Raw genomic sequence first — 11,980 nt, forward strand, 5'->3', positions numbered from 1 at the left:
CAGACACGGCTTGATGTCGACGGCTTGAAGAGAGCGCCCATAACCGGTAAGGGGCGCCAAGGGGTGGGAGGGTGGCCGGCATGGGGAACGGGAACGCGCGCAGGGAACTGTTGGGGGCGGGCCGAGTGGTCCTGGAGATCGGAGGCAGGCCCGGTCCCGGGAAGCTGCGCTTCGAGATCGCCGGAGAGGGCCGGCTGAAAGTGCTGCGGCAGGGAACGCGCCCCGTGCTGCTCGGCCGGCTCACCGGCGACGGCTGCTGCCACGACCTGGCTCTGCACCGCCTCGACGGCTACCGCTCACCCATCCCACCCCTGACCTCGCAGGAGATGCGCTCAGCTGGTAACCGGCCGCACTCCTACGCGCGCCGGCTGGAGGAGGCCGAGGAGTCGCCCCTGTACGACGGCCGCTGGCAGATCTCGACGCGCACCTGGTTCGCGCCCGGCATCTGGAGCGAGGACCTCGTCACCGGGTGGCCCGGCGGCAGCCTGGAGCTGTACTGCGGCGGCGGCTGGCACGGCGTCCTGCCGCTGCGCCGGCTCTCCCCACCCGGCGCCCCCCGGGTGAAGGCCTACCGCAAGCACGCCCGCGAGGGCACCCTCGCGCCGGTACTACTGTGGTGGGTGCCCTTCCTCGACGGCTGGCTGATTCTCGACGGGCATGACCGCGCGGTGGCCGCACTCGCGGAGGGCGGCACACCGCCCTGCCTCGTCCTCACCCGCCTCAGTGACGTCGAGGCATGGCGCGAGGAAGCCGAGACCATGACCGAGGGCCACCGGCACCTCATGGAACGCCTCGCAGCCCGCCCCGCCACCTCGTCCACCGACCGGCAGCGCGCGGCGGTGGACGAGGCCTACGGCAACGCCGTGGCCGACGTCGCCTACGAGCCGTCGTACCTGCCCTCGTGGCCCCTCCCCGGCGGAGACCCCGCCTGGGACGCGCTCGCGAAGGCCGCGATGTTTCAATTCCCGGGTGACTGACTACGACGTACTCCGCGTCTTCTGCGGCCCCGACGGCGGCTACGGCAACGAACTCGGCGTCGTCCGCGAGGGCTCCCACCTCCCCGAGCGGGGCGACCGGCAGGAACTCGCCGCCAAACTCGGCTTCAGCGAGACCGTGTTCGTGGACGACCCCGAGCGCGGCGTCATCGACATCTACACCCCCACCCTGCGCCTGCCGTTCGCCGGCCACCCCTGCGTCGGCACGGCCTGGCTCCTCGACGTGCCCGAACTGGTCACTCCCGCCGGGGTGGTCGGCACCCGCCTGGACGGCGAGTTCACCTGGATCGAGGCCCGCGCGGAGTGGGCCCCACCGCGCACGCTGCGCCAGTACGGCACGGCGGCCGAGGTCGACGCGCTCCCCGTCCCCCCGCCCGGCGACTGGCTCTACGCCTGGGCCTGGGAGGACGAGGCCGCCGGCCGCATCCGCGCCCGCGCCTTCCCCGGCCGCGACGACGGCATCACCGAGGACGAGGCCACCGGCGCCGCCGCCCTCCTCCTCACCGACCAACTCGGCCGCGCCCTCAACATCACCCAGGGCAAGGGCTCCCAGATCCTCACGGCACCCCAGCCGCAGGGGTGGGTGGAGGTCGGGGGACGGGTGGTGCTGGAACGCTGACGGCCACGGCCGCCGGGGTCACGGCAGGGTCAGGATGTCCGCTCCCGTGTCCGTGACGACCAGGGTGTGTTCGAACTGGGCTGTGCGTTTGCGGTCCTTGGTGACGACCGTCCAGCCGTCGTCCCACATGTCGTACTCGTGGGTGCCCAGGGTCAGCATGGGCTCGATGGTGAAGGTCATGCCGGGCTGCATGACCGTCGTGGCGTGCGGGCTGTCGTAGTGCGGGATGATCAGGCCGGAGTGGAACGCTGAGCTGATGCCGTGGCCGGTGAAGTCGCGGACGACGCCGTAGCCGAAGCGCTTGGCGTACGACTCGATGACCCGGCCGATGATGTTGATCTGCCGGCCCGGCCGGACCGCCTTGATCGCCCGGTTCAGGGACTCGCGGGTGCGCTCGACCAGCAGGCGGCTCTCCTCGTCCACGTCGCCGACGAGATACGTGGCGTTGTTGTCGCCGTGCACTCCGCCGATGTACGCCGTCACGTCCAGGTTGACGATGTCGCCGTCGCGCAGGACCGTCGAGTCCGGGATGCCGTGGCAGATGACCTCGTTGACGCTGGTGCACAGCGACTTGGGGAAGCCGCGGTAGCCGAGGGTGGAGGGGTAGGCGCCGTGGTCGCACATGAACTCGTGGGCGACCTTGTCCAGTTGGTCGGTGGTGACGCCGGGGGCGATGAGCTTCGCCGCCTCCTCCATCGCCTGCGCGGCGATCCGCCCGGCGATCCGCATCGCCTCCACGGTCTCCGGGGTCTGCACCTCCGGTCCCGTGTACGGCGCCGGCGCGGGCTTGCCCACGTACTCGGGGCGGCGGATGTTTCCGGGGACCGAACGGGTGGGAGAAAGCTCCCCTGGTACGAGCAGCGACTGGCCAGACATGCCTGCGAGTCTAACCAGCGGGCATGGGGAACGATGGCGGTGGCGGAAGGAGCTGATCATGGCCCTGTTCAAGAAGCGCACGGTGGGCAAGCCGGGCGAGTGGTACTACTGCCTGAAGCACAAGAAGGTCGAGGAGGGCCCCGAGTGCCCGGCCAAGGACCGCTTCGGGCCGTACGCCAGCCCCCAGGAGGCCGCGCGGGCCATGGACCTCGTGCGCGAGCGCAACCTGGAGTGGGAGAACGATCCGCGTTGGCACGACCGGGACGGCGGTGCGGCGGAGGGGGAGGACTGATCAGCCGGTCACCGTCTCGGCGGCGGGCTTCGTGGCGGCCGCGCGGCGCTCTCGCATTCGCACCGAGTGCTCGTTCGTCCGGGCGTCGTACCTCATCAGGCCCGGCAGGCACAGCGCCTGCAGGCCGATCGCGCCCGCGCAGGCCAGTCCGCCGGACCAGACGGAGGCCCGGACGCCCGCCCAGGCGGCCACGCCGCCCGCGCGGACCTGGCCCAGCTGCGGGCCCACCGAGTACGACAGCAGTTCGATCCCGGCGAGGCGGCCGCGCAGCTCGTCCGGGATCGTCTGGTTCCACATGGCGGACCGGAAGACCCCGCTGACCATGTCGAAGGCGCCGGCCGCCGCCAGGAGCAGCAGTACCAGCCAGACGTCGCGGACGAGGCCCGCCCCAGCCACCGCCACGCCGAAGCCGGCGGCCGAGAGAGCGACCATGCGGCCGTGGCGGTGGACGCGCGAGGTCCAGCCGCTGGTCAGGCTCACCAGCAGCGCGCCCGCCGGGAGGGCCGCGTACATCAGGCCCAGGGACCAGGGGGCGTCCAGGTCGTCCGCGAGGAACGGCAGCACCGCGAGCGGCATGGCGAGGAACATCGCCGCGAGGTCGACGGCGTACGTGCCGAGGAGGTCCTTGCGGCTCCAGGCGTAGCGGGCGCCCTCGGCGACCGCCTTCAGCGAGGGCTTCGCCGCCTCGTGGGAGGCGGGGGAGGGGGCGATGCGCACCATGAACGCCAGCGAGACGGCGAAGGTCAGCAGGTCGGTGGCGTAGGCCCAGCCGAGGCCCGCGTACGCGACGACCACGCCCGCGAGGGCCGGGCCGGCGACTCCGCCGACCGTCCAGCGCAGCGAGTTCAGGGAGGCCGCGGCGGCCATGTCGTCGTGGGCGACGATGCGGGGCCACAGGGAGTCCAGGGCGGGACGCTGGACGGCGCCCATCGCGGAGGACAGCGCGGCGACGAGGTACAGCGGCCAGACGGCGGGGTGCGGCAGCAGGGCGTTGCCCAGCAGGGCCACGCTGAGCAGGCCCTGGCCGGCCTCGGTCCACACGATCAGGCGGCGCTTGTCGAAGGCGTCGGCGAGGGCGCCGCCGTACAGGCCGCAGAGGATCAGGGGGAGCAGTTCCACGGCGCCGATCGCGCCGACGGCTGCCGCCGAGCCGGTGAGGTCCTTCAGCTGGACGGGGAGGGCGACGAAGGTCAGGAAGCTGCCGAAGTTGCTGATCAGGCCGGAGAGCCAGAGTCTGCGGAAGTCGAGCGAGGCTTTCCAGGGGGCGAGGTCGGGCAGCAGGGTCACGGGGAGCCATCTTCGATCGCCGCCCGGCGGCAGGCAAATACTTTTCCCACCCGCCCGACTCGGCCTGCTGAGAAGTGGGCCAAGCGACTACCAAGGCGCCGGCGGCGGGGCCGTCAGGGCTTCGGCGAGGCGCGTCAGGCGGTCGCGGAAGCGCCGGCGGGACCGTGGGGGCCCCGCGTTCTCCCCGGCCGCCGCGCTCACCAGGTGCTGGACGCTGTCCAGGTCCAGCTCGGCCCCGGCCGGTACGGCCAGCGTGTCGTGTGACATCGCCGCCAGCTCACCCCCGCCCGCCCCCAGCGACAGAACCGTCACCCCGGCCCGCCGCGCCGCGTGCACCCGCTCCAGCAGCTCCGCCGGCTCGGCCGGACGCGCTCGCGGTCCCTCCGGCGCCACCACCAGCAGCGTCTCCCCGCGGCGGGCCGCCTCGATCCGGCCGGGGCCCACTGCGAGGTGGGCCGGGTCGGACGGGCGGGCGTGGTGGCGTACCAGGGTCGGGGCGAGCTCGGGCGTGCCCGACCACGCGGCCTCGTCCACGAGGTGGGCGGCCAGGTGCCACGGCTCGTACTCCGCCGTCCCCACCAGCAGCAGACCCCCGCCGTGCGCCACCACCGACCCCCGCAGCACGCCCGCGAAGCGGCGCGTGGCGTCCAGCCACTCGGTTCCGGCGAGCACTTCACGCAGCAGCGCGACCCGTACGGCGTCCATGCGCCGCATCCTGTACCAACCCCGCGCCCGCCACCCGCCGTTCACCCCGAATTCGCCCGCCCCGGTGACGCTCCCCGCGGCGGCGCCGATCACCGTAGAGTCGGCGTATGACCTCAACGACCTCCAGCGAGACCGGCGGCGCGGCGCAGAAGGCCCCCGCCAAGGACCCCTGGGACCTGCCCGACGTCTCCGGCCTCGTCGTCGGCGTGCTCGGCGGCACCGGCCCGCAGGGCAAGGGCCTCGCCTACCGCCTCGCCAAGGCCGGCCAGAAGGTGATCATCGGCTCCCGTGCCGCCGAGCGCGCGCAGGCCGCCGCCGGGGAACTCGGTCACGGTGTCGAGGGCGCCGACAACGCCGAGACCGCGCGCCGCAGCGACATCGTGATCGTCGCCGTGCCGTGGGACGGCCACGGCGAGACCCTGGCCTCGCTGCGCGCGGACCTGGCCGGCAAGCTCGTCGTGGACTGCGTCAACCCCCTCGGCTTCGACAAGAAGGGGGCGTACGCCCTCAAGCCCGAGGAGGGCAGCGCCGCCGAGCAGGCCGCCGCCCTGCTGCCGGACAGCCGGGTCGCCGCCGCCTTCCACCATCTCTCCGCCGTCCTGCTCCAGGACCCGGACATCGACGAGATCGACACCGACGTTATGGTGCTGGGCGAGGAGCGGGCCGACGTGGAGATCGTGCAGGCGCTGGCCGGCCGCATCGCCGGCATGCGCGGCGTCTTCGCCGGCCGGCTGCGCAATGCCCACCAGGTCGAGTCGCTGGTCGCGAACCTGATCTCCGTCAACCGCCGGTACAAGGCGCACGCCGGGCTCCGCGTCACCGACGTGTGAGCCGGGGAGAGGGATGAGGGACACTGGTCGGCGAAGCGGTACGGCAGAGCGGTACCGCAGAGCAGTACCGCAGCAGTCCGACCCGTGTCCCCGACAGGAGCCCGACCCCCATGCCCCGGATCGCCCTCTACACCCTCGTCGTCTGCGTCCTCGCCGTGGCCGCCGCCGTCGTCTCCTTCGCCCAGGGCAGCTGGCTCGGGATCGTCTGGGTGCTGCTGGCGGGCCTCACGTCCAACATGACCTGGTACTACGTCAAGCGTGCCAAGGCGACGAAGTCCGTCACCGGCTGATCCGCTACGCGCCGGGCGTGCACATGTCCGGCGTGCCCTCCCAGAACCGGTACAGCCAGTAGCCGCAGTCCGAGAAGCCCGTGTCCACGTGCAGGCCGCGCAGCACCGCGTCGACCAGGTCGAAGAACGCCAGGTTGATCGACGGCACCCACAGCAGCGCGAACACGAACAGCAGGCCGTACGGCGCGAAGGGCTGGATCTGGCGCTTGACGCCGTACGACAGCCACGGCTCGACCACGCCGTAGCCGTCCAGGCCCGGGACCGGCAGGAAGTTCAGGATCGCCGCCGACACCTGGAGCAGCGCCAGGAACGCCAGCGCGTACCGGAAGTCGCTCGGCACCCCGTCCAGGGCGTGCAGCCAGAACGGGGCCGTGCAGACCAGCGCGAACAGCACGTTCGTCAGCGGGCCCGCCGCCGAGATCAGGCTGTGCCGCCAGCGGCCCCGGATGCGGTCCCGCTCGATGAACACCGCGCCGCCCGGCAGACCGATGCCGCCCATGATCACGAACAGCACCGGGAGTACGACGCTCAGCAGGGCGTGCGTGTACTTCATCGGGTTCAGCGTGAGGTAGCCCTTCGCGCCGATCGAGATGTCCCCGCTGTGCAGGGCGGTCCGGGCGTGCGCGTACTCGTGCAGGCACAGGGAGACCAGCCAGGCCGCCGTCACGAACAGGAACACCGCGACGCCCCGCTGCTCGGCGAATCCCGTCCAGGTCGCCCACCCGGTCACGCCCGTGACGGCCAGGATCCCGACGAACACGGGACTGACCCGGCGGTCGCTGCGGCGGGTGGCGGCGGTGGTCATGGGTGAGGACTCCTCAGGGTGCGTCGGGGTGCGTGGGCCGGGCCGGTTCGACCGTATCCGAAACCCGGAAGCGGTGACCCGGCGTCCCCGGTGACAATGGACCCCGTGCGATACCGCCTCCTCGGACCCACCCAGGCGCTCCGCCCCGACGGCACGGCCGTCCCCGTCGGCGGGGCGCGGCTGCGTGCCCTGCTGTGCGTGCTCGCGCTGCGGGCCGGGCGGACCGTGCCGGCCGGAGTGCTCGTCGACGAGGTGTGGGGCGCCGATCCGCCCGCCGACGCGGCCGGCGCGTTGCAGGCGCTGGTCGGCCGGCTGCGCCGGGCCCTCGGCGCGGACGCCGTCGCCTCCGCCGAGGGCGGCTACCGGCTCACCGCCACCCCCGACGACGTCGACCTCACCCGCTTCGACCGGCTGACCGGCGACGGCCTGCGCGCCCTGGCCGACGGCGACGCGGCCAAGGCCGCCGCTGTCCTGGACGACGCCCTCGCCCTGTGGCACGGCCCGCCGCTGGCCGACCTGCCCGACCACACCGCCGACGCCGCCCGCTGGGAGACCCGCCGCCTAGACGCCCTGCGCGGCCGGCACACCGCCGCCCTCGCCCTCGGCCAGGCCGAACAGGCGCTGCCCGAACTGGCCGCCCTCTGCGACGGCCACCCCCTGGACGAACCCCTCCAGGCGCTCCGGCTGCGCGCCCTGCGCGACGCGGGCCGCCCCGCCGAGGCGCTGGCCGCCTACGAGGACGTACGACGGCTGCTCGCGGACCGGCTCGGCTCCGACCCCGGGCCCGAACTGCGCGCCCTGCACGCCGCGTTGCTGACCGAGCCCCAGTCCGAACCCGCGCCCGGCGGAACGAGAGAGCCCCCGCCCGGCCCCGCCGCACCGGCGCTCGGCAACCTGCCCGCCCGGCTCACCTCGTTCGTCGGCCGGGAGACCGACATCGCGGCCATCGGCGCCGACCTCGCCGCCGCCCGGCTGGTCACGCTGCTCGGCCCCGGCGGCGCCGGCAAGACCCGGCTGTCCCAGGAGGCCGCCGACGCCGTACGGCACACCGTCCGCGACGGCGTCTGGCTGGCCGAACTCGCGCCAGTGGACGACCCCGACGCCGTACCGCGGGCCGTCCTCACCGCGATCGGCGCCCGCGAGACCGTGCTGCACGGGGCGGGCGTGGAGAGCATGCGCGCGGTGTCCGAGCGCAGCGACGACCCCGTCGCGCGGCTCCTGGAGCACTGCGCCCGGCGCCGCATGCTGATCATCCTCGACAACTGCGAGCACGTCGTCGAGGCCGCGGCCCACCTCGCCCAGCTCCTGCTGGCCCGCTGCCCCGGACTGACCGTGCTCGCCACCAGCCGCGAACCCCTCGGCGTGCCGGGGGAGTTGGTGCGGCCCGTGGACCCGCTCCCGGAGCCGGTCGCGCTGCGCCTGCTCGCCGACCGGGGCACCGCCGCCCGGCCGGACTTCCAGGTGGCCGGTGACCCGGCGGCCTGCGCGGAGATCTGCCGCCGCCTGGACGGCCTGCCCCTGGCGATCGAGCTGGCGGCGGCCCGGCTGCGCATGCTGACACCCCGCCAGATAGCCGACCGGCTCGACGACCGCTTCCGGCTGCTCACCTCCGGCAGCCGCACCGTGCTGCCCCGCCAGCAGACCCTGCGCGCCGTCGTCGACTGGTCCTGGGGGCTGCTCGACGCGGACGAACGCGGCGTCCTGGCCCGCCTGTCGGTGTTCGCCGGCGGCTGCGACCTGGCCGCCGCCGAAGCCGTGTGCGGGCCCGCTGCCCTCGACGCGCTCGGCTCCCTCGTCGACAAGTCCCTCGTGGTCGCCGCCCCGTCGGCGGACGGCGCGATGCGCTACCGGCTGCTGGAGACCGTCGCCGAGTACGCCGCCGAACGGCTCGACGAGACCGGCGACCGGACCGCCGCCGAGCGCGCCCATCTGACGTACTACCGCGAACTCGCCCGCACCACCGACCCGTTGCTGCGCGGCTCCGGACAGCGCGCCGCCATCGAACGGCTCCAGCTGGAGTACGAGAACCTGCGCACCGCCCTGCGGCACGCCGTCGCCGTACGCGACGAGCAGGAGGGCCTGTCGCTCGTGCTGTCCATGGTCTGGTTCTGGCAGATGCGCGACCTGCGCATCGAGACCCGCACCTGGTGCAGCGAGGTCATGGCGCTCGGCCCCGACCCGTTCACCGAGCCGGTGCGCCGGGCCGAACCGGTCTGGCAGCGCTGCACCGACGTGCCGCCCCCGCTCACCGGGGAACTCCTCGCCGAGGCCCGGCGCGGTGTCCACCTCGCCCATCTCGCCTGCATGGACACCGAGCTCGACCTGTGGCAGACCCCCGAGGCCCAGGCCAAGCTGCGTGTCATCACCCAGGTCTACGAGCCCGGCCTGCCGCAGACCTGCCGCACCCCGGGCATGGTGTGGTTCTTCGCCGAGATGCTCACCAACGGCGTCGACCGGCTGCGTGTCATCCTCGACGCCGCCGTGGACACCTGCCGGAGCCTCGACGGCTACGAGTGGGAGCTGGCCGGAGCCCTCCAGCTGCGCGCCAACCTCCTCGCCAACCGCACCGCGTGGGCGGGCGACGCCGGCCGCGACGCCGACGAGGCCCTGGAGATCTACCAGCGCCTCGGTGACGTCTGGGGCGCCGCCGAGGCGCTGTCCGCCCGCGGCGAGGCCCACGAACGCAAGGGCGACCACCAGGAGGCCGTCGCGGCCTACTCGGCGGCCGTCGAACACGCCGAACGCCTCGGTGCCCGTGCCCAGATGGCGGTGCTCAACGCCCGGCTCGGCAACGTGCTCATGGAGACCGGCGAGGCGGAGCGCGGCGAGCGGCTGCTGCGGGACGTCCTCGCCCGGGACGACGGCAGCGGCAGCGAGGCGCGGCCCGCCGCCCGGATCTTCCTCGCCTGCTGGCTCGGCCTGACCGACCGCACCGCCGAGGCTCGCCGGCAACTACAGCTGCTGCGCGAGGACTTCAGGATCGCCCACTTCGTCGTCTTCGACGCGCTGATCCTCAGCCAGGAGGCCTGGCTGGACGCTCTCGACGGCGCGCCCGAGGACGCCCTCACCCGGATCCGCGACGCGCTGCGGCTCGCCGGCGACCCGCTGGCCCAGGCCATCACCCCGCACCTGAACAGCATCTGCCTCCACGTCGCCGCGATGGCCCTCGCCCGCGTCGACGGCGGCGGCCGCGCCCGCGACGCCGCCCGCTGCCTCGCCGCCGCCGACGCCCTGCTGCCCGACGGCCACGTGCCCTCCGGGGTGGAGCGGCGGGTGTACGACCGCACGGTGAGCCGGATCCGGGAGTCCTTGGACGAGCAGGCGTACCGGTCCGCGTACGCCGAGGGCGGCGGCCTCTCCCTCGCGGAGGCCACCGCCCTCGTGTGAGCCGCCCACGGGCCGGCTCCGTCGGTCAGCTCTTCGTGCGGAACTTGTGGATAGCGACCGGCGCCATCACCGCGGTGATGCCCACGGACCAGGCCAGCGTCACCCACAGGTCGTGGGCGACCGGACCGCCCACCATGAGCCCGCGGGCCGAGTCGGCCAGCGTGGACAGCGGGTTGTAGTCGGTGAAGGCCTGCAACCAGCCCGGCATCGACTTCGTCGGCGCGAAGATCGACGAGCCGAACTGCAGCGGGAACAGCACCAGGAAGCCCATGGCCTGCACGGACTGCGCGTTCTTCAGCATCACGCCGAGGGTGAGGAACACCCACATGATCGACGAGGCGAACGCGGCGGACAGCCCGACGGTCGCGAACAGGCCCGCCCAGTGGTGGATGTGGAAACCGACCAGGACGGCGACGACCATCAGCACCGCCGTCGCGAACAGCATCCGGCCCAGCTCCACCGCGATCTTCGCGAACAGCACCGAGCCGCGGCCGATCGGCAGCGACCGGAACCGGTCCATGACACCGCTGTTGAAGTCCTGGCTGAACCCGGTGCCGACGCCCTGGGAGAGGGTCATGCTCATCATCGCCAGCATGCCGGGGATGACGTACTGGACGTATCTCTCCTGACCGCCGCCGAGCGCCTGCCCGATCGAGCCGCCGAAGACGTACACGAACAGCAGCGTGAACACGATCGGCATCAGCAGCGCGTCGAACATCGACTCGGGGTCCTGCCGGATCCACAGCAGGTTGCGGCGGATCAGCGCGCCGGTGTGCCGCAGGTGGCCGCGCAGGGAGATACGAGGGTCGGCGGGGACATGAGTGGTCGTGACGGTGGTGACGGTGGCGCTCATACGGCGACCTCCTGGCGGGCGTCGGCGGGGACGGACTCCTGCGGGGCACTGGCACGGTGGCCGGTGAGTGACAGGAACACCTCGTCCAGGCTGGGCAGTTCGGTGGTGATGGACGACAGCGTGATGCCGCGCGCGGTGACCGCGCCGACGACGGCGGTCAGCTGCTCGTCGCTGAGGATCGGCACCAGCAGTGTCCCGGTCTCGGCGTCGACCGTCGTGCTCGCGAGGCCGGTGATGCCCAGCTCGTCCAGCATCCCGGCGAGCGGGCGCAGCTCCATCGGGTCCAGCGGCCGGACGCGCAGGCTGCGCCCGCCGACCCTGGCCTTCAGCTCCTCGATGCCGCCGTTCGCGATGACCTTGCCGCGGTCCACGACGGTCAGCTCGGAGGCGAGCTGCTCGGCCTCCTCCATGTACTGGGTGGTGAGCAGCACGGTGACGCCGTCGCCGACCATGGTCTTCACCTCGTCCCAGACCTCGTTGCGGGTGCGGGGGTCGAGGCCGGTCGTCGGCTCGTCCAGGTACAGCACGGCGGGCCGGCCGATCATGGAGGCGGCCAGGTCGAGGCGGCGCCGCATGCCGCCGGAGTAGGTACTCGCGGGGCGCTTGGCGGCCTCGGTCAGCGAGAACCGCTCCAGCAACTCGTCGGCGCGGGCGCGGGCCTCTTTGCGGGGGAGGTCGAGCAGCCGCCCGATCATGTAGAGGTTCTCCCAGCCGGGGAGCTTCTCGTCCACGGACGCGTACTGGCCGGTGAGGCCGATCACCCGGCGCAGCTGGCGGGGCTGGCGCACGACGTCGTAGCCGGCGACGGTGGCGTGGCCCGAGTCGGGGGCGAGGAGGGTGGACAGGATGCGTACGAGGGTGGTCTTGCCGGCGCCGTTCGGCCCGAGCACACCCATCACGGTGCCCTCGCGCACGTCCAGGTCGACGCCGTCCAGCGCCTTGGTCTCGCCGTAGTGCTTGACCAGTCCCCGTACGGTCACGGCGTGGTGTACGCCGGCGGGGTTGTCGTCGATGCGTGTCATGGGGACGACAGTGCCAGCG

12 protein-coding genes are annotated in these 11,980 nt (G+C 73.3%); 6 read left to right on the forward strand and 6 right to left on the reverse strand.

Annotation, left to right across the window (positions count from 1 at the left end; genetic code table 11):
* The first annotated feature begins 80 nt into the window (after nt 1-80).
* Entirely contained in the window at nt 81-977 is an 897-nt protein-coding gene (locus tag ABZ854_RS14240) for a hypothetical protein (protein WP_361209330.1), read from the forward strand.
* Nucleotides 970-1,614, forward strand: coding sequence for a PhzF family phenazine biosynthesis protein (locus ABZ854_RS14245; protein WP_361209333.1), 645 nt, complete (start codon nt 970-972; stop codon nt 1,612-1,614). The genes ABZ854_RS14240 and ABZ854_RS14245 overlap by 8 nt, the downstream gene beginning before the upstream one ends.
* 18 nt (nt 1,615-1,632) lie before the next feature.
* On the opposite strand, the gene map is transcribed toward ABZ854_RS14245, so the two are convergent.
* A complete protein-coding gene (gene map, locus ABZ854_RS14250) occupies nt 1,633-2,490 on the reverse strand; it encodes a type I methionyl aminopeptidase (RefSeq protein ID WP_361209336.1) in 858 nt (285 codons plus the stop codon).
* Nucleotides 2,491-2,548: 58 nt separating this feature from the next.
* On the opposite strand from map, the gene ABZ854_RS14255 reads away from it, so the two are divergent.
* Nucleotides 2,549-2,782, forward strand: coding sequence for a hypothetical protein (locus tag ABZ854_RS14255; RefSeq protein ID WP_361209339.1), 234 nt, complete (start codon nt 2,549-2,551; stop codon nt 2,780-2,782).
* On the opposite strand, the gene ABZ854_RS14260 is transcribed toward ABZ854_RS14255, so the two are convergent.
* Both ABZ854_RS14260 and ABZ854_RS14265 read right to left on the reverse strand, forming a co-directional pair.
* The gene (locus ABZ854_RS14260) at nt 2,783-4,069 is read right to left on the reverse strand and encodes an MFS transporter (protein WP_361209342.1); all 1,287 of its coding nucleotides are present in this window, start codon (nt 4,067-4,069) and stop codon (nt 2,783-2,785) included. It lies immediately after the preceding gene.
* Nucleotides 4,070-4,156: 87 nt separating this feature from the next.
* A complete protein-coding gene (locus ABZ854_RS14265; protein ID WP_361209345.1) occupies nt 4,157-4,774 on the reverse strand; it encodes a hypothetical protein in 618 nt (205 codons plus the stop codon).
* Between the two features lie 107 nt (nt 4,775-4,881).
* Here ABZ854_RS14265 and npdG point away from each other — a divergent pair, with 107 nt between their 5' ends.
* On the forward strand, nt 4,882-5,604 hold the full coding sequence (gene npdG, locus ABZ854_RS14270) for an NADPH-dependent F420 reductase (protein ID WP_361209348.1): 723 nt from the start codon (nt 4,882-4,884) through the stop codon (nt 5,602-5,604).
* Nucleotides 5,605-5,714: 110 nt separating this feature from the next.
* Nucleotides 5,715-5,894 carry a hypothetical protein gene (locus ABZ854_RS14275; protein ID WP_129309465.1) on the forward strand — a complete coding sequence of 60 codons (180 nt, stop codon included), beginning with the start codon at nt 5,715-5,717 and terminating at the stop codon, nt 5,892-5,894.
* A gap of 4 nt (nt 5,895-5,898) precedes the next feature.
* On the opposite strand, the gene ABZ854_RS14280 is transcribed toward ABZ854_RS14275, so the two are convergent.
* On the reverse strand, nt 5,899-6,699 hold the full coding sequence (locus tag ABZ854_RS14280; protein ID WP_361209352.1) for a site-2 protease family protein: 801 nt from the start codon (nt 6,697-6,699) through the stop codon (nt 5,899-5,901).
* 96 nt (nt 6,700-6,795) lie between these two features.
* On the opposite strand from ABZ854_RS14280, the gene ABZ854_RS14285 reads away from it, so the two are divergent.
* Nucleotides 6,796-10,086, forward strand: a complete 3,291-nt coding sequence (locus ABZ854_RS14285; RefSeq protein ID WP_361209355.1) for a BTAD domain-containing putative transcriptional regulator — start codon at nt 6,796-6,798, stop codon at nt 10,084-10,086.
* Nucleotides 10,087-10,111: 25 nt separating this feature from the next.
* Here ABZ854_RS14285 and ABZ854_RS14290 read toward each other — a convergent pair whose 3' ends face one another.
* Complete coding sequence (locus ABZ854_RS14290) at nt 10,112-10,939, reverse strand: ABC transporter permease (RefSeq protein ID WP_361209358.1); 828 nt, start codon at nt 10,937-10,939, stop codon at nt 10,112-10,114.
* A complete protein-coding gene (locus ABZ854_RS14295) occupies nt 10,936-11,961 on the reverse strand; it encodes an ATP-binding cassette domain-containing protein (protein WP_361209361.1) in 1,026 nt (341 codons plus the stop codon). Before ABZ854_RS14295 ends, ABZ854_RS14290 begins: the two co-directional genes overlap by 4 nt.
* Nucleotides 11,962-11,980: the final 19 nt, after the last annotated feature.

The organism is Streptomyces sp. NPDC047028 (genome assembly GCF_040644095.1).
Lineage (GTDB): Bacteria > Actinomycetota > Actinomycetes > Streptomycetales > Streptomycetaceae > Streptomyces.